Below are 24,083 nucleotides of genomic sequence, written 5' to 3'. Positions count from 1 at the left end.
TGCGCGCGTCCCCTCTTTGCCTGCGGCCAATTCACCCCTTGTGGATATTTCCCGACAGAAAAATGGGGCGAGGATCGGCCTTTGATGGCGATTGTTCGGATTGTGGGGGGAAGATAGAGGGGGGGGCGAGGGCGGCATTTGGGGGCGTGCATCTGGCTGCATTGACAAGCATGGCGCTTCGCCCACATGTTGCCGCGCTGTTGTCCGGGGCCCTTTGGAAGGAAAATTGATGGCTGTCGTCGTTGTGGAAAGCCCTGCCAAGGCGAAGACGATCAACAAATATTTGGGTTCCGATTTCACGGTTCTGGCGTCTTACGGCCATGTGCGGGACCTGCCGCCCAAGGACGGATCTGTCGATCCCGAACAGGATTTCCGCATGGAATGGGAGGTTGCGGCAGAATCGAAGAAGCATGTCCGCGCCATCGCCGAGGCGTTGAAATCCGACGATACGCTGATCCTTGCCACCGACCCGGATCGCGAGGGCGAGGCGATTTCCTGGCATCTGAAAGAAGCGCTCGCCTCTTCCATCAAGAAGGGCAAGAAGGTTGCCCGTGTGACCTTCAACGCCATCACGAAGGATGCCGTTACCAAGGCGATGAAGGAGCCGCGCGAGGTGGATGAGGCGTTGGTCGAGGCCTATCTGGCCCGCCGCGCGTTGGACTATCTGGTGGGCTTTACCCTGTCGCCCGTCTTGTGGCGCAAACTGCCGGGGGCGAAATCGGCGGGGCGCGTGCAATCCGTCTGTCTGCGTCTGATCGTCGAACGCGAGATGGAGATCGAGGCCTTCCGCGCGCAGGAATACTGGACGGTGAAGGCCGTTCTGGCCACGCCGCGGGGGCAGGAATTCGAAGCCACGCTGACGGTTCTGGGCGGGAAGAAACTGTCAAAATTCGACATTCCCACGGCCGAAGCGGCCGAGTTGGCGGTAAAAGCTGTCACTTCGCGAACATTGACGGTCAAGGCGGTTGAGGCGAAGCCTGCCAGCCGAAACCCCTTTGCCCCCTTCATGACATCGACCCTTCAGCAAGAGGCGAGCCGAAAATACGGCATGGGCGCGAAGGCCACCATGAGCGCGGCGCAGCGCCTCTATGAGGCGGGTCACATCACCTATATGCGGACCGACGGCATCGACATGGCGCCCGAGGCGGTGATGGCCGCGCGGGATGAGATCAAGCGTCGTTTCGGGGCGAATTACGTGCCGGAAAGCCCCCGCATGTACAAAAACAAGGCCAAGAATGCGCAAGAGGCGCATGAATGCATCCGGCCCACCGACATGTCAGCGGGGCCGGAAAAGCTGCGCCTTGCCGAGCCGGATCAGAAGAAGCTTTACGAACTGATCTGGAAGCGGACCATCGCGAGCCAGATGGCGGCGGCGCGGCTGGAACGCACCTCGGTTGATGTGGGCAGCGCGGATGGCGAGGTCCTCTTGCGCGCGACGGGGCAGGTGGTGCTGTTTGACGGCTTTCTTGCCGTCTATGACGAAGGCCGCGATGACGAGGATGAGGATGAGGGCCGCCTGCCGCAGGTGATGCAGGGCGAGGCGGTTGATAAGCGCGGGGTCAGCCCGGAGCAGCATTTCACCCAGCCCCCGCCGCGCTATACCGAAGCGACACTGGTGAAGCGGATGGAGGAGTTGGGGATCGGCCGCCCTTCAACCTATGCCAGCATCATCGGCACGATTCAGGACCGCGAGTATGTGCGCAAGGACAAGAACCGCCTGATCCCCGAAGATAAAGGGCGGTTGGTGACGGCCTTTCTGACCAACTATTTCCGTCGCTATGTCGATTTCGACTTCACCGCCGATCTTGAAACGCAACTGGATGACGTTTCGGCGGGCGAGCGGGATTACAAGGAGGTTCTGTCGCGCTTCTGGCGGGATTTCAGTGCGGCCATCGCGGAAACCGCCGATCTGCGGATCGGCGAGGTGCTTGAAAAGATTGATGAGTTTCTGGCCCCGCATCTTTATCCGGCGCGGGCGGATGGGTCTGATCCCCGATCCTGCCCCGTTTGCGGCAACGGGCGGCTGCATTTGAAGACGGCACGGTCGGGTGGGGCCTTCATTGGCTGCGGGAATTATCCCGAATGCCGCTATACCCGCCCCATCGGCGGCGGGGAGGAGGGCGGCGCGATTTCGGCCGATGGCACAGTCTTGGGTCAAGACGAGGATGGCCAGCCGATCAGCCTGCGCGCCGGGCGCTTTGGCCCCTATGTTCAGAAGGGCGAGGCGAGCGAGGCCAACCCGAAACCGCCGCGCGCCAGCCTGCCCAAAGGGTGGTCGCCGGAAAGCATGACGCTGGAACGTGGGCTGCAACTTTTGAATCTGCCCCGTCCGATCGGGCCGCATCCGGCGGATGGCGTCCTGGTCGAGGCGGGGATCGGGCGGTTCGGGCCTTATGTGAAACATGGGACGGTCTATGCCAATATTCCCGATGTGGAAGAGGTTTTCACCATCGGGATGAACCGCGCGGTAGAGGTTCTGGCCCAAAAGGCCACGCGCGGGCGCGGGTCGGCAGCCCCAGCTGGGCCATTGCGGGTGTTGGGCGACCATCCCGATGGCGGCGAAGTTCAGGTCATGCCCGGAAAATACGGGCCTTATGTGAAATGGGCCAAAGTGAACGCGACGCTGCCCAAAGGGGTGGAGCCGGAGGCGATCTCTTTGGACGAGGCGCTGGTTTTGATTGCGGAAAAAGCGGGCAAGGCCGGCGGCAAGAAGGCGGGCAAGCCAAAGGCCGCCGCCAAGAGCGCCAAGCCTAAGGCTGCGGCCAAGCCCAAGTCGGCGGTAAAGGCAAAGGCGGTGGCCAAGGCCAAAAACTAGCGCTTTCGGACAGGCGACAAAAGCGGCGCGGCCTGTTATCCACGGCGCAGGTTCGTGTGTGGAGTGTGCGTGGTGCGTGGGTTGTTCGTTATGGCGGGTCTGCTGGGCCTGTTTCCCCTCTTGGCCTTTGGACAAGAGACATATGAAGGGCGCGGCTATTTTATCGCCTGTGGCGATGAGGGCTGCTTTCTGAACGCGGCGGGTTTTGATCTTTTCGTGGCCACGGATCAGGGGGCCGAGATGTTGGCCGATCTGCCCATGTTGGCGGCGGTTGATGTGCAGGGGCTCCTGTCCGACATCGGAGATTCCTCGGCGGCGCTTTCCTTGACCTCAGTCACGCGGGTGACGGATGATCTTTATGAGGGAAACCTTCAATTCATGCAGGGCGACTGGCGCCCGGTGGGCGAGGAAAATCCATTCACCATCGGCATCTATGGGATGGACTGGACCGAGTTCCTGATGGATGAGGAACAGGATCGCTTCATGATGTCGGTCGGCGATGCCTGCGCGGATGGCACGATCCATCAGGGGATGGTGATCAACCTTTACCGCTATGGCGATGATCCGGCGGCGGATGCTTGCTGGATGTTGGACTATATCGATGACGGCGTGATGACCTTGCGCGATCTGTCAGGCGATTTCGGCGCGGTTGAATTCGCGCGTCAGCCCAATTGACCCTGACCGTCATGCCCCGCGCGGATTGATCAGCCGGGCCATGACATCGGCAGCGCGGATGGCCCCGATGGGGTGGCCGGCTTCGGTCACGGTCAGGTCTGAAGCACCATCACGCAGCATCTCCATCACCGCGCGGACGGGGGTTTCGGCATCCACCGCACGGCCTTGCGCGGTTGCCCCCGCCGCCATCACATCGCGCGCGGTCAGAACGCCCAGCGGGTTCATATGCGCCACGAAATCGGCAACGTAATCCGACACCGGGTTAGCGATGATCTGGCGTGCCGTGCCGCATTGGACGATGCGGCCGCCCTCCATCAGGGCAATGCGGTTGCCGATCTTGAAGGCCTCGTCCAGATCGTGGCTGACGAAGATGATGGTGCGTTTCAGCGTGGCTTGCAGGTCGAGAAGTTCATCCTGCAAACGCGCACGGATCAGGGGGTCCAGCGCCGAAAAGGGTTCATCCATCAGCAGGATCGGGGCCTCGGTGGCAAAGGCGCGGGCTAGGCCCACGCGCTGCTGCATGCCGCCGGACAGTTCGCCCACCTTGCGGTCGGCCCATTGCGACAGGTTCACGAGTTCAAGCTGGGTATCCACCCGGTCGCGCCGTTCGGCAGGTGACATGCCGCCCAGTTCAAGACCAAGCCCCACATTTTCGCGCACCGTGCGCCAAGGCAGAAGGCCAAATTGTTGGAACACCATCGCGACACGGGTCAACCGGATGCGGCGCAGCGTATCGGCATCGGCATGGGTGACATCGACAAGCCCGTTGCCGTCGCAGACCCAGACCGCACCCCGGCAGACAGGGTTAAGGGCATTCACCGCGCGCAGCAGGGTGGATTTCCCCGATCCCGACAGGCCCATGAGGACAAGGATTTCGCCTTCGGCCACGTCGAGCGAGCAATCATGCACCCCCAGCACCTGCCCGGTGGCATTCTGCACCTCGGCCCGCGATTTTCCGTCATCCATCAGGGGCAGGGCGCGGCCGGGCGCATCGCCAAAAACGATAGAGACATTGTCGAACCGCACGGCAAGACCTGCGGTCTCCTGTGGCGCTGACATGCGGGTCATTTCTGATCTCCGATCCGCAGCATGCGATCCAGAAGGATGGCGACCACCACGATGATGAAGCCGGATTCAAAACCAAGCGAGGTGTTGACGGAATTCAGCGCCCGGATGACCGGCACGCCAAGGCCATTCGCGCCCACAAGCGCGGCGATCACCACCATGGACAGCGACAGCATGATCGTCTGGTTCAGCCCCGCCATGATCTGCGGCAGCGCCCAAGGCAGTTCCACCTTCCACAACCTTTGTCGGGGGGTGGCGCCAAAGGCGGTCGCGGCCTCCAAAAGGGCCTGCGGCGTGGTCGAAATCCCCAGATGGGTCAGGCGGATCGGCGCGGGCAGGACGAAGATCACCGTGGCAATCAGACCCGGCACCATGCCAAGGCCGAAGAAAACGATGGCCGGGATCAGATAGACGAAGGTGGGCAGCGTCTGCATCAGGTCAAGCACCGGCACCATGGCGCGGTAAAGCCGCGGGCGATGCGCGGCGGCGATGCCGATGGGCACGCCAACCCCCATGCAGACGACACAGGCGGCAAGGATAAGGGTCAGGCTTTCGGTCGTTTCCTCCCAATAGCCTTGGTTCAGGATAAACAGAAACCCGAAGAAAACCCCAAGGCAGACCTTCCAAGACCGCTGCAGATACCATGTCAGCCCGATGAAGGCCGCAATGATGACCATAGGGTGGGGCGTTTGCAGCACCCAAAGGATGCCGTCGATCATCGCCTCCATCACGACCGAGATCGCGTCGAACAGGGGGCCAAGATGGCTGTTCATCCAGTCGAAGGCGGCCTTCGCCGTCTTGCCCACCGGGATCTTGTAATCGGTCAGCCACTCCATCCGAAGCAAGCCCCCCTTCATCTTGGCGGAAATACTCCGCGGGGGTCCGGGGGCGCGAAGCCCCCGGGGGTCGCCGCAGAGTGATGCGGTTTATTGCAGCGCGGCCGCGACGGCAGCCTTGGCGTCGCCGCCATCCTTGGTGGTCACGCCGTCCAGCCACGGCTCCCACGCGGTGGGGTTGGCGGCAAGCCATGCCTTGGCGGCATCGCTGGGATCCGCGCCGTCATTCAGGATGGCGCCCATGATCTCATTCTCCATCGGCAGGGAGAAGACGAGGTTTTGGAGCAGCTTGCCCGTGTTCGGGCATTCCGCGACATAGCCTTTGCGGGTGTTGGTGAAGATCGTCGCGCCACCGAAATCAGGCCCAAAAAGCGCGTCGCCCCCGGTCAGATAGGTCAGCTTGAAATTCGCGTTCATCGGATGGGGTTCCCAAGCGAGGAAGACGATGGGTTCGCCGGCTTCGGTCTTGCTGGCCACTTCGGCGAGCATGCCCTGTTCCGAGGATTCGACCAGTTCGAACCCGTCCATGCCGAAATCGGGGCTATTGATCGCTTCAAGCACCAGACGGTTGCCGTCATTGCCCGGTTCGATACCGTAGATTTCCGCACCAAGCGCGTCTTTCTGGTCTTTGATATTGGCGAAATCGGTGATGCCGAGAGACGCGCCGTGTTCATTGGTGGCCAGCGTGTATTTCGCGCCTTCCAGATTGGCGCGGACGGTGTCGACCGTGCCCGCATCGCGATAGGGGGCGATGTCGGCCTCCATCGAAGGCATCCAGTTGCCAAGGAACACGTCGATATCGCCTTCGGCCAGACCGGTATAGGTGACGGGCACCGAAAGGACTTTGGTTTCCGTCTCATACCCCAGCGCTTCGAGGATCAGGGTCGTGGCGGCGGTGGTGGCGGTGATGTCCGTCCAGCCCACATCCGAAAACACAATCTCGTCGCAGCCTTCGGCGGCAACGGCACCAGCCAGCGCGAGCGTTGCGACGCTGGCGAGGAGGGTGGATTTCAACATGGCAGTCTCCCTGTCGGTTTTTGTTGATTGACGAGTCAATAGACTTCACGCTTATTCGGTTTGGCAAGTATTTTCTAGGGGCCGCACCGAACATGCCGAAGCTTGGAATGGAGCCTATCCGAAAGGCGGCGCTGGTCAAAGCAACGATCAGCGAGATCGGGCGTGTGGGATCTTTGGACGTCACGGTAAGCCAGATCGCCAAGCGCGCCGGCATGTCGAGCGCCTTGGCGCATCATTATTTCGGGTCGAAGGAAGATATGTTCCTTGCGGCCATGCGCCATGTCCTGACGCTTTATGGGGCAGAGGTGCGCGGGGCGCTGGCCGTGGCGGAAGGGCCAGAGGCGCGGCTGCGCGCTATTCTTGCCGCAAGCTTTAGCGCCGGGAACTTCCGGCGCGAGGTGGTGGGGGCGTGGCTGAACTTTTACGTCCTTGCCCAGACGGTGCCCGAGGCAAAGCGGCTTTTGGCCATCTATCAGGGGCGGTTGAGGTCCAACCTTCTTGCCTGCCTGCGGCCTTTGGCGGGTCCTCGGGCGGTCGAGGTGGCCGAAGGCCTCGGCGCGCTGATCGACGGGCTTTACATCCGCGAGGTGCTGAAATCCGGGCCGCCCGATGCAGGCGCGGCTGTGCAGATGGCGCTGGATTATCTGAATGCTCAATTGAAGGGAAAGATCGCATGATCGCGCAGCCTGTCGCCAGCCATTTCGTCGATGGCAGCTATGTCGAGGATAAGGCCGGTGCGCCGATCGAGGTGATCTATCCCGCCACAGGCGAGGTGATTGCCGTGGTTCATGAGGCGACGCCTGCCGTGGTGGAACGGGCCGTCGCCTCGGCCAAGCGCGCGCAAGGCGTATGGGCGGCGATGAAACCAGTGGAGCGGGCGCGCATCCTGCGCCGTGCGGCAGATATTATACGGGATCGTGGCGATGACCTCGCGCGGCTTGAAACGCTGGATACCGGCAAGCCCATTCAAGAGACGCTGGTGGCCGACTGGCCCAGCGGGGCGGACAGTCTGGAATGGTTTGCGGGGCTTGCCCCCACTGTGACGGGTGAGACGATCCCCTTGGGGCGGGATTTCGTCTACACGATCCGTGAACCTTTGGGCGTCTGCGTGGGCATCGGCGCCTGGAACTATCCCAGCCAGATCGCCTGCTGGAAGGCGGCCCCAGCCTTGGCCCTTGGCAATGCGATGGTGTTCAAACCGTCCGAGGTGACGCCGCTTGGTGCATTGAAACTGGCCGAGATTCTGATCGAGGCGGGGCTAACTGCAGGGCTTTTCAACGTGGTGCAGGGGCGCGGCGCGGTGGGCGCGGCGCTGGTGACCGATCCGCGCGTGGCCAAGGTGTCGCTGACGGGTTCGGTGCCCACAGGGCGGCGGGTCTATGCGGCAGCGGCAGATGGTGTACGGCATGTGACGATGGAATTGGGCGGCAAGTCGCCTTTGATCGTTTTCGACGATGCCTCGGTCGAGGATGCGGTGGGTGCGGCCATGCTGGGGAATTTCTATTCCGCAGGGCAGGTGTGCAGCAACGGCACACGCGTCTTTGTGCAGAAGGGGATCAAGGAGCGGTTCCTTGCGCGTTTGGCCGAGCGGACGGCGAAGATTGGTTTGGGAGATCCTTTGGACCCCGCCACGCAGATGGGGCCCTTGGTTTCCGCCACGCAGATGGACAAAGTGTTGGGTTACATCGCAAAGGCGAAGGACGAAGGCGCGCGGCTGGTTTGCGGCGGGGAAAGGGCGGCGCTGAACACCGGGTTCTTCGTGCAGCCCACGGTCTTTGCCGATGTGACCGATGCCATGACGCTGGCGCGGGAAGAGGTGTTCGGCCCGGTCATGGCCGTACTGGATTTCGAAACTGAGGAAGAAGTTGTCGCGCGGGCCAATGATACAGAATTTGGTCTGGCGGCGGGGGTTTTCACCGCCGACCTGACGCGGGCGCATCGGGTGATCGCGGGGTTGGAGGCGGGGACCTGCTGGATCAACGCCTATAATTTGACGCCGGTCGAGGGGCCTTTCGGCGGGTCAAAAATGTCTGGCGTCGGGCGCGAAAACGGACGCGCGGCGGTGGAACATTACACGCAGGTGAAGTCGGTCTATGTCGGAATGGGGCCGGTGGATGCCCCTTATTGACCTGCCTTCGCCCGCACGGATTGCCGAGGCCCATGCCGCCTTGCGCGATCATGTGCGCGAGACGCCCTTGCTGGAATCGCCCGTCTTGGCGGCCGAGGCAGGGGCCGCGCGGCTATTCGTAAAGGCGGAAGGCTTGCAGCGGACCGGATCGTTCAAGCTGCGCGGGGCGCTATGGCGGTTGATGCAACTGGATCAGGCGGCGCGGGCGCGGGGTGTGGTGGCCTTTTCGTCGGGGAATTTTGCGCAAGGGCTGGCGGCGGCGGGGCGCGTGCTTTCGGTGCCGGTCACCATCGTCATGCCCGTTGACGCCCCCGAAACCAAACGCCGCGCGACCGAGGCGCTGGGGGCAGAGGTGGTGCTTTCGCATCATGGCGATGCCCCGCGCGAGGTGGTCGCGGCGGCGCTGGCGCGCGATCTGGCGGCCAAGCGGGGGCTGACGCTTTTGCACCCGTTCGACGACGCCGAGGTGGTGGCGGGGCAGGGGACAACGGGTCTGGAATGCCTTGCCCAGATGGGCGAAGCGGGCGCGGTGCCCGATGTGGTGGCAAGCCCTGTTGGCGGGGGTGGCCTTCTGGGCGGCGTGTCGCTGGCCCTGCGCGCGGCGCATCCTGATGTCACGATCTGGGGGGTGGAGCCTGATGGGCATGACGGCATGGGTCGGTCTTTGCGCGCGCAGGACCGGGTGGCGGCACCGGGTGGCCCCACGATCTGCGATGCGCTTCAGGCACCGATGCCGGGCGAGGTGACTTTTGCGGCCTGTCACGCCGGCGGGGTGCAGGCGCTGGCGGTGAATGACGGCACCGTAAGGAAGGCCATGCGGCGCGCATTTGAGGAATTGAAGCTGGTGCTGGAACCGTCAGGGGCGGTGGCGCTGGCGGGGGTGCTGTCCGGGGCGATGCCGGTGGCGGGCAAGGTGGTGCTGGTCATCGCCTCGGGCGGGAATATCGCCTTTGACCGCTTTGCCGAATGCCTTGCCCTGGCGGCGCGCGAGAAGGGCTAAGAGAAGGACCTAGGATATGCAGGCGGATTTCGTGATCATCGGCGCAGGGTCGGCCGGATCGGCCATGGCCTATCGTCTGGGCGAAGGTGGCGCGCGCGTGATCGTCATCGAACATGGCGGCACCGATGCGGGGCCGTTCATCCAGATGCCCGCCGCCCTGTCCTATCCGATGAACATGTCGCGTTATGATTGGGGCTTTCATACCGAACCCGAGCCGCATCTCGGGGGCCGCGTGCTCGCCACGCCGCGCGGCAAGGTGATAGGTGGGTCTTCGTCGATCAACGGGATGGTCTATGTGCGCGGCCATGCCCGCGATTACGACACATGGGCCGAGATGGGGGCGCAGGGCTGGTCCTATGCGGATGTGCTGCCCTATTTCCAGCGCATGGAAAGCTGGCATGGCCAGCATGACGGGGGTGATCCGTCCTGGCGGGGGGCGAATGGGCCCCTGCACATCTCTCGCGGGCCGCGCGAGAATCCGCTGTTCGAGGCCTTTATCCGCGCGGGTGAGCAGGCGGGCTACCCTGTGACCCGCGATTATAACGGGCAACAGCAGGAAGGGTTCGGGCCGATGGAGGCCACGATCCATAATGGCCAGCGTTGGAGCGCCGCCAGTGCCTATCTGAAACCCGCGATGAAGAAAGGGAATGTCGAGGTTATCCGCGCCTTCGCCCGCCGCGTGGTGATCGAGAATGGCAAGGCCGTGGGGGTGGAGGTTGAACGGGGTGGCCAGATCGAGGTGATCCCGGCCGCGCGTGAGGTTGTGGTGGCGGCGTCCTCCATCAACACGCCGAAAATCCTGATGTTGTCCGGGATCGGGGCGGCCGCGCATCTGCGGGCGCATGGGGTGGAGGTGGTGGCGGATCGTCCCGGTGTGGGGGCGAACCTGCAAGACCATCTGGAACTTTACCTGCAATTCGCATCGAAAAAGCCCATCACCCTTTACAAATACTGGAACCTTTGGGGGAAGGCGGTCATCGGCGCGCAGTGGCTGTTTACCAAGAAAGGCCTTGGCGCGTCGAACCAGTTCGAGGCCTGCGCCTTTATCCGGTCGAAGCCGGGGGTGGAGTATCCCGATATCCAGTATCATTTCCTGCCCATCGCCGTGCGCTATGACGGCAAGGCCAGCGCCGAAGGGCATGGCTTTCAGGCCCATGTCGGGCCGATGCGGTCGAAATCGCGGGGTGCGGTTACATTGCGGTCGGGCGATCCCAAGGACGCGCCCAAGATCCTGTTCAACTACATGTCGCATCCCAGCGATTGGGAGGATTTTCGCACCTGCATCCGCCTGACGCGCGAGATTTTCGGGCAAGAGGCGATGGCAGGTTACGTGAAGCACGAAATCCAACCCGGCGCTGCGGTGCAGACGGATGCGCAGCTGGATGCCTTCATCGGCGAACATGTGGAAAGCGCCTATCATCCCTGCGGCACGGCGCGCATGGGGCGGCGGGATGATCCCTTGGCGGTGGTCGATCCCGAATGCCGTGTGATCGGGGTGGAAGGCTTGCGCGTGGCCGACAGTTCCATCTTCCCGCAGGTGACGAACGGGAACCTGAACGCCCCGTCGATCATGGTGGGCGAGAAAGCCGCGGATCATCTTCTGGGCCGGACGCCCTTGCCACGGTCGAACGCGGAGCCTTGGATCAACCCGAATTGGCGCACGACACAGCGGTGATGTTCCGCCTTCGTTCTTAGTCAGTTAAGCAATTGTTAATGTTAACCTTGATTTCAGCGCCTCGGCAGCGGAAATCGGGGCATGGCGTTAACACTTCGTTCACTTCTCGTTCTTGCGGTGCTTTCTGTACCCTTCCCCTCATGGGGGACGGAGCTTGCGGGTCGCGCGCGGGTCATTGATGGCGACACGCTGGAAATCGCTGGGCAGAAGGTGCGGCTGTTCGGAATCGACGCGCCGGAACTGGATCAGCGCTGCGATCAGGATGGGCGTGTCTGGGCCTGTGGTTTGGCTGCGCGGGACATGCTGGCGGGTGCGGTGGGGCGGCAGCGTCTGACCTGCGCCGTGCAGGATATCGATCGCTATGGTCGCAACGTGGCCATCTGCTTTGCCGGGGATCAGGATGTGGCGGCGCTTGTGGTGCGGAACGGCATGGCGATTGCCTATCGCCGCTATTCAGGTCGCTATGTGAATGCCGAGGCCGCGGCGCGCAGGGAGGGGGTTGGACTTTGGACCTCGACCTATATCCAGCCGGAACAATATCGCGCAGAGGGTCGCGTGGAACAGCCGCCGCCGACAGGGGAATGCGTGATCAAGGGCAATATCGGTCGCAGCGGCACGCGCATCTATCACCTGCCCGGACAGGCCGATTACGACGCGACTCGGATCAACGAAGCGGCGGGGGAGCGGTGGTTTTGCTCCGAGGCTGAGGCGCGGGCGGCAGGCTTTCGCCGCGCGGCGCGCTGAATTTGACCAAGGTCAAGGTTGCGGGGGGGCGGGTCGGTTAGCGTCACGGATGAAACGACGCGAAGGAGAAGACCCATGTCGAACACGCCCCATGATCTTTACGAGGATTTCCCCGAAAAGACCGCGGCCATCCATGCCCTGAAAGCAAGCGATGCCCATTTCGCGCGGTTGGTCGAGGAATATCACGAGGTGAACCGCGCCGTGCATCGCGCTGAAACACGGGTAGAGGTGCTGTCGTCGGAACATGAAAACGAACTGCGCCAAAAGCGGATGCGTCTGAAGGACGCGATCTGGAAGCAGCTTGCCGCATGAGGGCCGACGCCCCGGCGCAAGGCCGGGGCGGGTTTCCCCCTAGGCCCCGGTCAAGCGCCGGGGCCTTTTGTCATTCCGCGATCTCATAGGGCAGAAGGCCGCGCCGATCCGGGTCCACCTTCAACCGCCGTTCAAGCGGGGGGACGGACCGCTGATGGCAGGCGGGCCGTTCGCAGATGCGACAGGAAATGCCGATTGGTTCGAAATGGCCCTTCAAGTCCAGCCCATCGGCATAGACGAGTTGCGCCGCATGCTGCACCTCGCAGCCCAGACCGATGGCATAGCGTTTGACCGGCGCAAGGAAGGCACCTCCGGGTTTCGATACATCCCGCGCAAGGCAAAGGTAACGCACGCCGTCGGGGGTTTCGGCCAACTGCCGCAGGAACTGCCCCGGCGTTTCAAAGGCGCGGTGCACGTTCCACAGGGGGCAGGCCCCGCCAAAACGGGCAAATTGCAGGCGGGTGGCAGAATGGCGTTTGGTGATCGTGCCGGCTTGATCGACGCGCACGAAGAAGAAGGGGATGCCCTTCGCGCCGGGCCGTTGCAGGGTGGACAGGCGATGCGCCACCTGTTCGATGGAGGCGCCGAAAAGATCGGCCAGCCGTTCCAGATCATGCCTCGTTTCCAGTGCTGCCGCCTGAAAGGCACGATAGGGCAGAAGGGCCGCACCTGCGAAGTAATTGGCAAGGCCAATCTTGGCGATATCGCGCGCCTCGGGTGTGGCGAAACGGGCAAGGTCCAGCGTCGCCTCGATCAGGTCATTCTGGGTCAGAAGCGCCACCTGCAGCAGGAGTTGAAAGCGCTGGGTCGGGGCGGCGGTGCGGTTGGAGAGGGTCAGCCGCTTGGTCGCCGGATCATAGCGGCGGGTTTCGGTCTGATCGGTGAAGGCCAATGTGATGCCGCGCTTTTCAAGCGCGGTGGTTGCCGCGCGGGTAATGTCGGCCCGCAGCCCGCCGGGGGCGGCGAAATGTTCCGCCGCGCGGTCCACGGCGTCGATGTAATTGTCGCAATAGTGGAAGAAATCCCGCACCTCTTCCCATGGGCTTGGGCGAAGCGAGGCATCCTCGCGCCCCAGCGCCTCATCCAGTGACGCAAGGCGTTCGTGGCTTTGCCGATAGGCGCGGTGCAGATCAAGAAAGGCGCGGGCAAGCGCGGGGGCGTTCGAGGCCGCCAACCGCAGGTCCGCCAAGGGCGGTGTTGTCTGGGCAAAGACGGGGTCGGCCAACGCCTCACGCATGTCGGACACAAGGCGCTCGGATTCCCCAACCGTCAGTTCGGTCACATCCAGCCCGAATTCCTGTGCCAAGGCCAGCACCACGGCGGCCGAGACGGGACGGTGGTTGTTCTCCATCTGGTTCAGATAGGGCAGGGACACGCCCAGTTTGTCGGCAAAGGATTTTTGCGTCAGCGAGAGGCGCGCGCGAATTTCGCGCAGCTTGGCCCCGGCATAGAGTTTCTGGGTGGGCATCGCGACCTCCGTTTGCAAAGCCGGTTATCGGCTTTGCAAAAGGGGCGCGTCAAGAGGAGAGGCCAAGAGCCCTTGCCCGCCGGATCACCGCAAGGATTGAGAACAGCGCCAGCACCGAGGAGGCGAGCATCAGAAGGACGAGTGGCATCTCTGTGGCGCCTTCAGTCAAAAGCGTCCCTGCAAGCGCGGCCAGCGCCGCGCCGCCCCCGATCTGGATCGCGCCGCCAAGACCTGAAGCCGTTCCGGCAAGCTCGGGCTTGATCGACAGCATGCCAGCATTGGCATTGGGCAGCGTCATCCCGTTGCCAAGACCAAGCGCGAGCGTGAAGCCGAAAAAGACGTAAGGAGAATGTACCCCGGCTAGGGTGACCAGTGTCAGCGACCCAAGGCCCCCAATGCAGACAAGCGTGCCCCACAGCACCATGCGGTTCATTCCAACCCGGACGGAAAAGCGACCTGCGATGAAATTGCCTGCCGCATAGCCCACGGCGGTGATGGCAAAGAGAAGGCCCACCTCGGAGGATGACAGGCCGAAGACCACATTCCCCACATAAGGCGCCCCGCCGAGATAGGCGAAGAAGGAGCCCGAGGTGAAACTGGCGCAGCCCACATAGCCCCAGAAGCGGCGTGACGTCAGCAGTCCCGGATAGGTGCGGATCTGATCCATCAGCGTGATCCGGCGCGGCGTGGCCGTTTCGCCCAGATCGGCCCAGATGAGGATGAGGGTCGCAACGCCAAGGATCAGAAGCAGGGCGAAATTCGCTTGCCAGCCGAACTGTTCATCCAGCACGCCGCCAATGACAGGGCCGATCATCGGCACGATCGACATCCCCATGGTGACATAGCCGATCATGCTGGCGGCTTGTGCATCCGGCACCATATCCCGCACCACAGCGCGCGACAGCACCATGCCCGCCGCGATCACGGCCTGCGCCATGCGAAAGACGAGGAAGGTCGTCGCATCGGGGGCCAGCAACGTGCCGATGGTGGCCAAAAGGAACAGCACCAGCGACACGAGCAAGACCTTGCGCCGACCATAGCGGTCGGACACCGGGCCGATCACGATCTGAAGCACCGCCGATAGCGCGAGGTAAAGCGCCACGGAAAGCTGCATCAAGGCGTAGGGCACGTCGAACCATTCTGCCATGCCCGGAAGCGAGGGCAGGAAAATATTCATGGTCAGCGCCGACAGCCCCGCCATAAGGATCAGGGTCGCGATATGCGGCGGTGTGCGCCGATCAAGGAAACGGGTAGCGGTCATGATGCGCCAGCGCTACGCCCGCGCGGCGCGGAAGTCCATGGCAGGGATGCACAAGCGCCTGTGCGAGGATCTGTGCGGATTATCCCCATTTATGGAAGATGAAGAAAGCCCCCAAGGCGATGAAGGCAAATCCCAGTGCATGGTTCCAGCCCAGCGGTTCTTTCAGGTAAAGTACCGAAAAGACGGCAAAGACCGTCAGGGTGATGACCTCTTGGATTGTCTTCAATTCGGCGGCTGAGAAATGGCCGTGACCGAAGCGGTTCGCAGGCACCTGAAGCGCGTATTCGGGCAGCGCGATCAGCCAGCTGGCAAGGATCACAAGGACGAGCGAGGCGGACTTGAACTTCAGATGCCCATACCATGCGAAGGTCATGAAGATGTTGGAGGCCAGAAGAAGACCGATCGTGACAACGGGGACGGGAAGCTGCGACATGTTGGCCTACTGTGGGTGCGCTTTTTCGTGAAGGGTTCGACCCGGTGGATGCCCGCCGAGGGCTGTCTGCCCTCCCGGACCCACCCGAGGATATTTTTCGACAAAAAATGAAGGGCTTCGTTCGTATTGGCAGGCGTTCGGGCGGGTTGTAGTTTCGCGCTTGCGAAAAGGCGAGAGGTTTGCGGATTTGCGTTTTGCTTGAACTATTCTGCCAATACTTTGCAAATATGCCAGACTCCCTTTGGAGCAGGCCGCCCGCCCCGCTATGGTCCCGCGAAATTCGGGGGGAGAGCGCCGATGAAGGATATCCTGCAAGAACTGGAAGACCGCCGTGCCGTGGCCCGTGCCGGGGGCGGTGCGCGCCGGGTCGAGGCGCAGCACGCCAAGGGCAAGCTGACCGCGCGTGAGCGGATCGAATTGCTGCTGGACGAGGGCAGCTTCGAGGAATTCGATATGTTCGTGCAGCATCGCTGCACCGATTTCGGGATGGAAGAGACGAAACATCCCGGCGACGGCGTGGTGACGGGCTGGGGCACAATAAACGGCCGCATGGTCTATGTCTTTTCGCAGGATTTCACCGTGCTGGGTGGGTCGGTGTCGGAAACCCATGCGGCCAAGATCTGCAAGATCATGGATATGGCGATCCAGAATGGCGCGCCGGTGATCGGGATGAACGATTCCGGCGGGGCGCGGATTCAGGAAGGCGTGTCGTCTCTGGCCGCTTATGGCGAGGTGTTCCAGCGCAACATCATGGCATCCGGCGTGGTGCCGCAGATTTCGCTGATCATGGGGCCTTGCGCAGGCGGCGCGGTCTATTCGCCCGCGATGACCGACTTCATCTTCATGGTGAAGGACAGTTCCTACATGTTCGTCACCGGCCCCGACGTGGTGAAGACGGTGACCAACGAACATGTCACCGCCGAGGAATTGGGCGGGGCTTCGACCCATACCAAGAAGTCCTCTGTCGCCGATGGCGCCTATGAAAACGACGTGGAACTGATCGCGGAAACGCGGCGGCTTTTCGATTTCCTGCCGCTGAACAACCGCGAGAAGGCACCGGTGCGCCCCTTCTTCGACGCGCCCGATCGGGTGGAGATGTCATTGGATACGCTGGTGCCGGACAATCCGAACCAGCCCTATGACATGAAGGAACTGATCCTGAAGATCGCCGATGAGGGCGATTTCTTCGAGATCCAGAAGGAATTCGCGGGCAATATCATCACCGGTTTCGTCCGGCTTGAAGGGCAGACGGTGGGCGTGGTGGCGAACCAGCCGATGGTTCTGGCCGGTTGCCTTGATATCGACGCCAGCCGCAAGGCCGCCCGTTTCGTGCGGTTCTGCGACGCTTTCGAAATCCCGATCCTGACGCTTGTCGATGTGCCGGGCTTCCTGCCGGGCACCAGTCAGGAATATGGCGGTGTCATCAAGCATGGGGCAAAGCTTCTGTTTGCCTATGGCGAGGCGACGGTGCCGAAGGTGACCGTGCTGACGCGCAAGACCTATGGCGGGGCCTATGTCGTGATGTCGTCCAAACACCTGCGGGGCGATTTCAACTATGCTTGGCCCACAGCCGAGGTGGCGGTGATGGGGGCGAAAGGGGCAGTCGAAATCCTTTATCGCAGCGAATTGTCCGACAAGGACAAGATCGCCGCGCGGGTGAAGGATTACGAGGACCGCTTCGCCAATCCTTTCGTGGCCGCCGAGAAGGGTTTCATCGACGAAGTGATCATGCCCCATTCGACCCGCCGCCGGGTGGCACGGGCCTTTGCCAGCCTGCGCAACAAGCGGCAGGAAAATCCCTGGAAAAAGCACGACAACATCCCGCTCTGAAGGCCAGATGATGCACCGCCCGCTCCTGACCTTGGCCTGTGCTGCGCTTTTGGCGCTGCCGTCCCTTGCGCAAGAGGGACCGCAGGTCATGGAGGGGGCGGGTGTCGTCGTGACCCTGCAATCGGGGCATGAGGCGGTGCTGCAGGACGTGATCTGGAACGTACCGGGGCCCGAGGGGATGACGCTGCGGTTTCGCTTTGTCTCAGAGGCCGTCGCGCCGGGGGGCGGTTTGGGTTTCGAGGCGGCGAGCGAGGACCTTCAGCAGCTTTGCGACAGCTTTGCCCTGCCGCGGGTGGCAGAGTTCGGGCCGAAACCGGCGCAGATCGTCATCTCAATTTCTGACGTGCCTGTGCCCTTTGGTGAGGCGGCCCCGGATGCGGTGCAGTACTTCGAGTCCTTCCGGATCGAAGACGGCGCGTGCCAATGGGAGATGTTCTGATGTCCGCCTATGCCGCCTTCAAGACTCTTGCCGGCTTGGCCTTGCCTGATGTAGCTGTGCCACAGGCCGACAACTTGGCTTGGTCTGCGTGTCCTTTATCGGTTTTTTCCGCTAAGGTGCCATCAGGCCGAACCCAAGCGGCCTATGCCTCGCATCGAGGGCGGGCGGACGGCTTGTCGTCCGACCCGACCCTCCAAGAACATAGGAGTAGAGGATGTCGAAGAGCACCAAGACCCTGCTGGCACTTTGCATGGTCGCCTTTGTCGCGGCTTGCGCCGCCAAGGAAGAAGAAGTCGTTTACGTTCAGGAGCCGGTTTCGGTCGAGCCCACGTATACCGGCAAATACAAGTAAGGAATCTGGGCGGGCCTTCGGGGCGGATGCGCCTCGGCCCGCCCTTATTCTGTCTGGCCTCTGGTTTGACGCCGGGCGGCCGATCCGCCATGACGCGCCCCTTGGCATCGAAAGGGGCAAACCATGCTGAAACATCGCGGCTTTCCGGGCCGCCTTCCCGGCACAGATTTCCAGTTCACCATCCGCCGCGCCAACAAGAAGGACGGGGCGACAAAGATCGTTCGCCGAGAACGGTTCAAGGACCGCAAACATGCCGACCGGATGGCCGATCAGGGCTTCATGGCGGCGCTTTGGGCGCAGTTCGGGGAAGAACCCTTCGAACGCGGCAATCTGGATGCGGGACGGCTAAGCTGGCTTTTCGGGCGCGAGGTGGTGCCTGCGGAAGACCCGTTCGATCCCTGCTCTTACGACGCGCTTCTCAGGATCGACCGCAAGCGCGCCGAGGCGGCCTTCCCCGAGGTCTTTGCGCCTGACGCACCGGATTTCGGCTTTGATGACGATGATTTGATCGACGACTACGACGACGAGGATGAGAGGTAGGCATGCATTCGCCGATCGTCCCGAAGTTCTGGCAGGGTTTTGCACAGCTGACACGTTGCGCTGCAATAGTCGTTGTCAGGGCGAAAGACGATTGCCACTCTTTCCCCTATGCGGGGCGATTGTCCCATCCGCCCCGTCTCTGCGAAAGCAGAACCTGCCGTGACTGTACCCCTTTCCCCTTTACCCGGCCTGTCCCCTTGCGGGGCGGGTCGGGCCTTTCCGGGGTCATGGGACATGCGCGCACAACCGCCGATCAGCGTAACTCGGTGCTGGAACAAAGCGCTTTCTTCTTTCAAGATGTGGGCTGTGCGGTAAACTTGGCCGCAACGACAACCCAGAGAGGCATCGAGCCATGCGTAAATATTTCGTCATCCTTGCACTTGCGACCACCACCCTTTCGGGCTGCATGTCCACCCCGACCGAGCGCGGCATGGCCGGCGCCATTGCGGGTGCCGCCATCGCCGACGCCACGGATGAAAACATGGTCGCAGGCGCGGCCCTTGGCGCGCTTGCCGGTGCGGCCTCTTGCGGCCTGCCGGGTCTGCCGCCCTGCCGTCGCTACTGATCTGACGGCCGCCTGCGGGCGGCCTGTCGCAACGACTGTTACAACGAACGCAAGGCCATCGGGGCATTCCGCCCCGGTGGCCTTTGTCATGCCCGCATCCCGGCCCGGATGCGGTGGAAGGGGAGAGAGATGTTCAAGAAAATCCTGATCGCCAACCGGGGCGAGATTGCCTGCCGCGTCATCAAGACCGCGCGCAAGATGGGCATCAAGACGGTGGCCGTCTATTCCGATGCCGACCGCAACGCGCTGCACGTCAAGATGGCGGATGAGGCGGTGCATATCGGCCCGCCCCCCGCGAACCAATCCTATATCGTGATTGATAAGATCATGGAGGCGATCCGCGCCACGGGGGCCGAAGCGGTGCATCCCGGCTATGGCTTTTTGTCCGAGCGGATGGATTTCGCTGCCGCGCTGGAAAAAGAGGGCGTGGTCTTCATCGGCCCGCCGTCGCCTGCCATCGAGGCGATGGGGGACAAGATCACCTCGAAGAAACTGGCCAAAGAGGCCGGGGTGTCCACTGTTCCGGGCTATATGGGCCTGATCGCCGACAGCGAGGAGGCGGTCACCATCTCGCGCCAGATCGGTTATCCGGTGATGATCAAGGCGAGCGCCGGCGGCGGCGGCAAGGGCATGCGCATCGCGTGGAACGATCAAGAAGCGGCGGAAGGGTTCCAATCGTCAAAGAACGAGGCCGCGGCATCTTTTGGCGACGACCGCATCTTCATCGAGAAATTTGTCACCCAGCCGCGCCACATCGAAATTCAGGTGCTGGCCGACAAGCATGGCAACTGCGTCTATCTGCATGAACGCGAATGCAGCATCCAGCGCCGGAACCAGAAGGTCATCGAAGAGGCGCCGTCGCCCTTCCTTGACGAGGCAACGCGCAAGGCGATGGGCGAACAGGCCTGCGCCTTGGCCAAGGCGGTGGGCTATACATCCGCAGGCACGGTGGAATTCATCGTGGACGGCAACCGGAACTTCTATTTCCTTGAGATGAACACCCGCTTGCAGGTGGAACATCCGGTTACCGAATTGATCACCGGGGTGGATCTGGTCGAACAGATGATCCGCGTGGCGGCAGGCGAACCCCTGCCGTTCAAGCAGACCGATCTGAAAATCAATGGCTGGGCGATGGAAAGCCGCCTTTACGCCGAAGACCCCTATCGAAACTTCCTGCCCTCCATCGGGCGGCTGACCCGCTATCGCCCGCCAGTCGAAGGCAAGACCACAGGTGGCGGTATCGTCCGCAACGATACTGGCGTCTATGAAGGCGGCGAGATTTCCATGTATTACGACCCGATGATCGCCAAGCTCTGCACCTGGGGTGAAACCCGCGCGGCGGCGATCGAAGAGATGCGGCTTGCGCTGGATACGTTCGAGGTGGAAGGGATCGGCCATAACCTGCCCTTCTGTTCGGCCGTGATGGATCATCCGCGCTTCACCAGCGGCAATATCACCACCGCCTTCATCGCCGAGGAATATCCCGAAGGCTTCAACGGGGTGGTGCTGGACGGGGCGATGTTGCGCCGCGTGGCGGCGGCGGCGGCTGCAATGAACCGCGTGGCGGAAATTCGGCGCACCCGCATCTCGGGCACGATGGACAACCATCAGCGCCGGGTGGGCGATGACTGGGTGGTCAGCCTGCAGGGCGAAAGCTTTGCCGTGAAGATTTCGGCGGATAAGGCCGGGTCGACCGTGACCTTCGCCGAAGGCACCGCGCATCGCGTGGAAAGCGATTGGACACCGGGCCAGCAATTGGCACGCCTGACCGTGGATGGCAGACCCCTCGTGATGAAGGTGGGCAAGGTGCCTATGGGCTTTCGCCTGCGCGTGCGGGGGGCCGATCTGAAATGCTTTGTCCGCAGCCCGCGCCAGCATGACCTTTCGCTTCTGATGCCGGAAAAGCTGCCGCCCGACACGTCGAAATTCCTGCTTTGCCCGATGCCGGGGCTGGTGGTGAAGATCAACGTCTCTGAAGGGGACGAGGTGCAGGAAGGCCAAGCCTTGGCCACGGTCGAGGCGATGAAGATGGAAAACATCCTCAAGGCCGAACGCCGCGGGGTGGTGAAGAAGATCGCCGCCAGCGCCGGAGCCAGCCTGAAGGTGGACGACATCATCATGGAGTTTGAGTGACGCCATGCTCCGGCAAGTCACCCTTGATGCGGCTACCTTTGCGGAAACGCTTCTGTCGCCCGGTGCTGCGGTCCAAAGGGGCAGGGCGGTGAGGCGGCTTGATGCGCCAGGGTTAGCCCCCGGTGCCAAGCCCCGCGCCCTGCTGCACTTCCTGACGGCGCAGGGGGAACTTGTCGATTGCATTGACGATCTCGCGCACCTCCCACGGCAGGGGCTTGCGGAGGACGGGTTTCAAATCCTTATCCAGAAGGACAAGCGAGAAACCCCGCGGGCGCAGCTTTTTGCGCCAATCGCTGCGGGCATCGGGATCGGTGTCGACGACGACGATCACATCCCGGCTGTCCAACGCACGGGGATCACGGGCGAGCAGTTCCATCTGCCGGATGTAGTTCGGGTCGTTCGGGCTATCGGCAAAGACGGCAATGGGCCGCTTGACGTAAAGCAGATCGTCAAAAGCCACATCCGCCGCCGCATTGGCGACAAAGCCCGCCGGGGCATCAGTCGCCTCCTGCGCGAAGGCTACAGAGGCCAGCGGCAAGAGAGCCGCAAGAAGGATGGATCGGAGCGTTTTCATTCGGTTCCCCTTTGCCCTGAATATAGGGCAGGGGCCTGAAAACCCAAGAGATATGCCAACGCTCTGCGATGGCTTGAGGGAAGGAAGAAAGATGTCGGAAGACCTGTCCAAATGGCGCGCTTTGGCGGCCAAGGAGTTGAAGGGGGCGGACCCCGAAAGCCTGACTTGGGCGACGCTGGAAGGCATCGCGGTCAAGCCGCTTTATACCGCCGCCGATGTGGCCGGGCTGCCGCAAATGGGCGAATTGCCGGGCCTTGCGCCCTATACGCGCGGGGTGCGCGCCACGATGTATGCGGGCCGCCCCTGGACGATCCGGCAATATGCCGGGTTTTCCACGGCGGAAGAGAGCAACAACTTCTACCGCAAGGCACTGGCGGCAGGCCAACAGGGCGTCTCAGTGGCCTTCGATCTGGCCACCCATCGCGGCTATGACAGCGATCATCCCCGCGTAGTGGGCGATGTGGGCAAGGCGGGCGTCGCCATCGACAGCGTCGAGGATATGAAGGTCCTCTTCGACGGCATCCCGTTGGAAAAGGTCAGCGTGTCGATGACGATGAACGGCGCGGTCATCCCGATCCTTGCGAATTTCATTGTCACCGGGGAAGAGCAGGGCGTGTCCCGCGCGGCCCTGTCGGGGACCATCCAGAACGACATCCTAAAAGAGTTCATGGTCCGCAACACCTATATCTATCCGCCCGAACCTTCGATGCGGATCATCGCGGATATCATTGAATTCACCTCGAAAGAGATGCCGAAGTTCAACTCCATCTCCATTTCTGGCTATCACATGCAAGAGGCGGGGGCGAACCTCGTGCAGGAACTGGCCTTCACGCTGGCCGATGGGCGCGAATATGTGCGCGCTGCGCTGGCGCGGGGGATGGATGTGGACGATTTCGCCGGGCGACTCTCGTTCTTTTTCGCCATCGGGATGAACTTCTTCATGGAGGCCGCGAAGCTCCGCGCGGCGCGGATGCTGTGGCACCGGATCATGGAAGGGTTCGGCGCGAAAAAGGCCTCCTCCCTCATGCTGCGCACCCATTGCCAGACCTCGGGCGTGTCCTTGCAGGAGCAGGACCCCTATAACAACGTCATCCGCACGGCATATGAGGCGATGGCGGCGGTGCTGGGCGGCACCCAATCCCTGCACACCAATGCGCTGGATGAGGCGATTGCCCTCCCGACGGAGTTCAGCGCCCGCATCGCGCGCAACACCCAGCTTATCCTTCAGGAAGAGACGGGGGTGACCAAGGTCATCGACCCGCTGGCCGGGTCCTATTACGTTGAGGCACTGACCGCCCAGCTTGCCGATGAGGCGTGGAAGCTGATGGAAGAGGTCGAGGCGATGGGTGGCATGACCAAGGCCGTCGCCACGGGCATGCCCAAGCTTCGGATCGAAGAATCCGCCGCCCGTCGGCAGGCGATGATCGACCGCGGCGAAGAGGTCATCGTCGGCGTGAACAAATATCGCAAGGACAAGGAAGAGCCGATCGACATCCTCGACATCGACAACATGGCGGTGCGCGAGGCGCAGGTGGCGCGGTTGCAGGCCACCCGTGCCGCGCGGGATGAGGGTCGCGCGCAGGCGGCCTTGGCCGAACTGACCCGCCGCGCGGGTGAGGGCGGCAATCTGCTTGAGGCAGCGGTAGAGGCGGCTCGTGCACGGGCCACGGTCGGGGAGATTTCGGACGCGATGGAAAAGGTGTTCGGGCGGCATCGGGCCGAGGTGAAGACGCTGGCCGGGGTCTATGGGTCGGCCTATGAAGGCGACGAAGGCTTTGCCCGCATCCAGAAGGACGTGGAGGCTTTTGCCGAGGCGGAAGGTCGACGCCCCCGGATGCTGGTCGTGAAGATGGGGCAGGATGGCCATGACCGGGGCGCGAAGGTCATCGCCACGGCTTTTGCCGATATCGGTTTCGACGTGGATGTGGGCCCCCTGTTCCAGACGCCGGAAGAGGCCGCGCAGGACGCCATCGACAATGACGTGCATGTGGTGGGCATTTCCTCGCAGGCGGCAGGGCACAAGACGCTTGCGCCCAAACTGGTGCAGGCGCTGAAGGATGCGGGGGCAGAGGATATCCTTGTCATCTGCGGCGGCGTGATCCCGCAGCAGGATTATCAGTTCCTCTATGATAGCGGCGTCAAGGCGATCTTCGGCCCCGGCACCAACATCCCCGAAGCGGCACGCCGCATCCTTGATCTGATCCGGTCGGCGCGGAGCTAG

At 62.6% G+C, this 24,083-nt stretch carries 22 protein-coding genes; 15 read left to right on the top strand and 7 right to left on the bottom strand.

What is annotated here, in order from left to right; all coding sequences use genetic code 11:
* The first annotated feature begins 229 nt into the window (after positions 1 to 229).
* Entirely contained in the window at positions 230 to 2,815 is a 2,586-nt protein-coding gene (gene topA, locus QF092_RS07415; protein WP_281469038.1) for a type I DNA topoisomerase, read from the top strand.
* A gap of 72 nt (positions 2,816 to 2,887) precedes the next feature.
* Positions 2,888 to 3,490, top strand: a complete 603-nt coding sequence (locus QF092_RS07410; protein ID WP_281469037.1) for a hypothetical protein — start codon at positions 2,888 to 2,890, stop codon at positions 3,488 to 3,490.
* A 9-nt stretch (positions 3,491 to 3,499) separates the two neighbouring features.
* On the opposite strand, the gene choV is transcribed toward QF092_RS07410, so the two are convergent.
* The 3 genes from choV to choX form a co-directional block, all read right to left on the bottom strand.
* Entirely contained in the window at positions 3,500 to 4,549 is a 1,050-nt protein-coding gene (choV, locus tag QF092_RS07405) for a choline ABC transporter ATP-binding protein (protein ID WP_281469832.1), read from the bottom strand.
* Between the two features lie 5 nt (positions 4,550 to 4,554).
* A complete protein-coding gene (gene choW, locus QF092_RS07400) occupies positions 4,555 to 5,391 on the bottom strand; it encodes a choline ABC transporter permease subunit (RefSeq protein ID WP_281469830.1) in 837 nt (278 codons plus the stop codon).
* Between the two features lie 90 nt (positions 5,392 to 5,481).
* Positions 5,482 to 6,408 carry a choline ABC transporter substrate-binding protein gene (choX, locus tag QF092_RS07395; protein ID WP_281469036.1) on the bottom strand — a complete coding sequence of 309 codons (927 nt, stop codon included), beginning with the start codon at positions 6,406 to 6,408 and terminating at the stop codon, positions 5,482 to 5,484.
* A gap of 92 nt (positions 6,409 to 6,500) precedes the next feature.
* On the opposite strand from choX, the gene betI reads away from it, so the two are divergent.
* The 6 genes from betI (at position 6,501) to QF092_RS07365 (ending at position 12,267) form a co-directional block, all read left to right on the top strand.
* The gene (gene betI / locus QF092_RS07390) at positions 6,501 to 7,085 is read left to right on the top strand and encodes a transcriptional regulator BetI (protein ID WP_281469035.1); all 585 of its coding nucleotides are present in this window, start codon (positions 6,501 to 6,503) and stop codon (positions 7,083 to 7,085) included.
* On the top strand, positions 7,082 to 8,536 hold the full coding sequence (betB, locus tag QF092_RS07385) for a betaine-aldehyde dehydrogenase (protein WP_281469034.1): 1,455 nt from the start codon (positions 7,082 to 7,084) through the stop codon (positions 8,534 to 8,536). The genes betI and betB overlap by 4 nt, the downstream gene beginning before the upstream one ends.
* Positions 8,523 to 9,536, top strand: coding sequence for a threonine ammonia-lyase (locus QF092_RS07380; protein ID WP_281469033.1), 1,014 nt, complete (start codon positions 8,523 to 8,525; stop codon positions 9,534 to 9,536). Before betB ends, QF092_RS07380 begins: the two co-directional genes overlap by 14 nt.
* A 16-nt stretch (positions 9,537 to 9,552) precedes the next feature.
* Complete coding sequence (betA, locus tag QF092_RS07375; protein ID WP_281469032.1) at positions 9,553 to 11,211, top strand: choline dehydrogenase; 1,659 nt, start codon at positions 9,553 to 9,555, stop codon at positions 11,209 to 11,211.
* A gap of 81 nt (positions 11,212 to 11,292) precedes the next feature.
* Positions 11,293 to 11,955 (top strand): thermonuclease family protein, encoded by a 663-nt coding sequence (locus QF092_RS07370; RefSeq protein ID WP_281469031.1) that lies wholly within the window; start codon positions 11,293 to 11,295, stop codon positions 11,953 to 11,955.
* Positions 11,956 to 12,030: 75 nt separating this feature from the next.
* Positions 12,031 to 12,267 (top strand): HP1242/YdcH family protein, encoded by a 237-nt coding sequence (locus QF092_RS07365; protein WP_281469030.1) that lies wholly within the window; start codon positions 12,031 to 12,033, stop codon positions 12,265 to 12,267.
* 70 nt (positions 12,268 to 12,337) lie between these two features.
* Here the strand turns inward: QF092_RS07365 and QF092_RS07360 are convergent, their stop codons facing one another.
* The 3 genes from QF092_RS07360 to QF092_RS07350 all read right to left on the bottom strand — a co-directional run bounded on the left by QF092_RS07360 (position 12,338) and on the right by QF092_RS07350 (position 15,429).
* On the bottom strand, positions 12,338 to 13,735 hold the full coding sequence (locus tag QF092_RS07360) for a helix-turn-helix domain-containing protein (RefSeq protein ID WP_281469029.1): 1,398 nt from the start codon (positions 13,733 to 13,735) through the stop codon (positions 12,338 to 12,340).
* A gap of 49 nt (positions 13,736 to 13,784) precedes the next feature.
* A complete protein-coding gene (locus QF092_RS07355; protein WP_281469028.1) occupies positions 13,785 to 14,996 on the bottom strand; it encodes a multidrug effflux MFS transporter in 1,212 nt (403 codons plus the stop codon).
* 79 nt (positions 14,997 to 15,075) lie between these two features.
* Positions 15,076 to 15,429 (bottom strand): DMT family protein, encoded by a 354-nt coding sequence (locus QF092_RS07350; RefSeq protein WP_281469027.1) that lies wholly within the window; start codon positions 15,427 to 15,429, stop codon positions 15,076 to 15,078.
* Between the two features lie 297 nt (positions 15,430 to 15,726).
* On the opposite strand from QF092_RS07350, the gene QF092_RS07345 reads away from it, so the two are divergent.
* The 6 genes from QF092_RS07345 to QF092_RS07320 all read left to right on the top strand — a co-directional run bounded on the left by QF092_RS07345 (position 15,727) and on the right by QF092_RS07320 (position 21,288).
* Positions 15,727 to 17,259 (top strand): acyl-CoA carboxylase subunit beta, encoded by a 1,533-nt coding sequence (locus QF092_RS07345; protein WP_281469026.1) that lies wholly within the window; start codon positions 15,727 to 15,729, stop codon positions 17,257 to 17,259.
* Positions 17,260 to 17,266: 7 nt separating this feature from the next.
* Positions 17,267 to 17,698: a DUF6497 family protein gene (locus tag QF092_RS07340; protein WP_281469025.1), complete on the top strand. Its 432-nt coding sequence runs from the start codon at positions 17,267 to 17,269 to the stop codon at positions 17,696 to 17,698.
* Positions 17,699 to 17,912: 214 nt separating this feature from the next.
* Positions 17,913 to 18,050, top strand: a complete 138-nt coding sequence (locus QF092_RS07335; RefSeq protein WP_281469024.1) for a hypothetical protein — start codon at positions 17,913 to 17,915, stop codon at positions 18,048 to 18,050.
* Between the two features lie 123 nt (positions 18,051 to 18,173).
* Entirely contained in the window at positions 18,174 to 18,590 is a 417-nt protein-coding gene (locus QF092_RS07330) for a hypothetical protein (protein ID WP_281469023.1), read from the top strand.
* A 352-nt stretch (positions 18,591 to 18,942) separates the two neighbouring features.
* On the top strand, positions 18,943 to 19,155 hold the full coding sequence (locus QF092_RS07325) for a hypothetical protein (protein WP_281469022.1): 213 nt from the start codon (positions 18,943 to 18,945) through the stop codon (positions 19,153 to 19,155).
* 129 nt (positions 19,156 to 19,284) lie between these two features.
* A complete protein-coding gene (locus tag QF092_RS07320; RefSeq protein ID WP_281469020.1) occupies positions 19,285 to 21,288 on the top strand; it encodes an acetyl/propionyl/methylcrotonyl-CoA carboxylase subunit alpha in 2,004 nt (667 codons plus the stop codon).
* A 112-nt stretch (positions 21,289 to 21,400) separates the two neighbouring features.
* Here the strand turns inward: QF092_RS07320 and QF092_RS07315 are convergent, their stop codons facing one another.
* On the bottom strand, positions 21,401 to 21,862 hold the full coding sequence (locus QF092_RS07315) for a DUF4174 domain-containing protein (RefSeq protein ID WP_281469019.1): 462 nt from the start codon (positions 21,860 to 21,862) through the stop codon (positions 21,401 to 21,403).
* Between the two features lie 91 nt (positions 21,863 to 21,953).
* Between QF092_RS07315 and scpA the strand changes: the two genes are divergently transcribed.
* Entirely contained in the window at positions 21,954 to 24,083 is a 2,130-nt protein-coding gene (gene scpA, locus QF092_RS07310; protein ID WP_281469018.1) for a methylmalonyl-CoA mutase, read from the top strand.

This window comes from Fuscovulum ytuae, from assembly GCF_029953595.1.
Classification (GTDB): Bacteria; Pseudomonadota; Alphaproteobacteria; order Rhodobacterales; family Rhodobacteraceae; genus Paragemmobacter; species Paragemmobacter ytuae.
This window is presented reverse-complemented; position numbering and strand designations above follow the sequence as displayed.

Bases quoted from the DNA above. Each gene is read 5' to 3' on its own strand.
- topA (WP_281469038.1), top strand. From the start codon at position 230: ATGGCTGTCGTCGTTGTGGAAAGCCCTGCCAAGGCGAAGACGATCAAC.
- choV (WP_281469832.1), bottom strand. From the start codon at position 4,549: ATGTCAGCGCCACAGGAGACCGCAGGTCTTGCCGTGCGGTTCGACAAT.
- choW (WP_281469830.1), bottom strand. From the start codon at position 5,391: ATGGAGTGGCTGACCGATTACAAGATCCCGGTGGGCAAGACGGCGAAG.
- choX (WP_281469036.1), bottom strand. From the start codon at position 6,408: ATGTTGAAATCCACCCTCCTCGCCAGCGTCGCAACGCTCGCGCTGGCT.
- betI (WP_281469035.1), top strand. From the start codon at position 6,501: ATGCCGAAGCTTGGAATGGAGCCTATCCGAAAGGCGGCGCTGGTCAAA.
- betB (WP_281469034.1), top strand. From the start codon at position 7,082: ATGATCGCGCAGCCTGTCGCCAGCCATTTCGTCGATGGCAGCTATGTC.
- QF092_RS07380 (WP_281469033.1), top strand. From the start codon at position 8,523: ATGCCCCTTATTGACCTGCCTTCGCCCGCACGGATTGCCGAGGCCCAT.
- betA (WP_281469032.1), top strand. From the start codon at position 9,553: ATGCAGGCGGATTTCGTGATCATCGGCGCAGGGTCGGCCGGATCGGCC.
- QF092_RS07370 (WP_281469031.1), top strand. From the start codon at position 11,293: ATGGCGTTAACACTTCGTTCACTTCTCGTTCTTGCGGTGCTTTCTGTA.
- QF092_RS07365 (WP_281469030.1), top strand. From the start codon at position 12,031: ATGTCGAACACGCCCCATGATCTTTACGAGGATTTCCCCGAAAAGACC.
- QF092_RS07360 (WP_281469029.1), bottom strand. From the start codon at position 13,735: ATGCCCACCCAGAAACTCTATGCCGGGGCCAAGCTGCGCGAAATTCGC.
- QF092_RS07355 (WP_281469028.1), bottom strand. From the start codon at position 14,996: ATGACCGCTACCCGTTTCCTTGATCGGCGCACACCGCCGCATATCGCG.
- QF092_RS07350 (WP_281469027.1), bottom strand. From the start codon at position 15,429: ATGTCGCAGCTTCCCGTCCCCGTTGTCACGATCGGTCTTCTTCTGGCC.
- QF092_RS07345 (WP_281469026.1), top strand. From the start codon at position 15,727: ATGAAGGATATCCTGCAAGAACTGGAAGACCGCCGTGCCGTGGCCCGT.
- QF092_RS07340 (WP_281469025.1), top strand. From the start codon at position 17,267: ATGATGCACCGCCCGCTCCTGACCTTGGCCTGTGCTGCGCTTTTGGCG.
- QF092_RS07335 (WP_281469024.1), top strand. From the start codon at position 17,913: ATGTCGAAGAGCACCAAGACCCTGCTGGCACTTTGCATGGTCGCCTTT.
- QF092_RS07330 (WP_281469023.1), top strand. From the start codon at position 18,174: ATGCTGAAACATCGCGGCTTTCCGGGCCGCCTTCCCGGCACAGATTTC.
- QF092_RS07325 (WP_281469022.1), top strand. From the start codon at position 18,943: ATGCGTAAATATTTCGTCATCCTTGCACTTGCGACCACCACCCTTTCG.
- QF092_RS07320 (WP_281469020.1), top strand. From the start codon at position 19,285: ATGTTCAAGAAAATCCTGATCGCCAACCGGGGCGAGATTGCCTGCCGC.
- QF092_RS07315 (WP_281469019.1), bottom strand. From the start codon at position 21,862: ATGAAAACGCTCCGATCCATCCTTCTTGCGGCTCTCTTGCCGCTGGCC.
- scpA (WP_281469018.1), top strand. From the start codon at position 21,954: ATGTCGGAAGACCTGTCCAAATGGCGCGCTTTGGCGGCCAAGGAGTTG.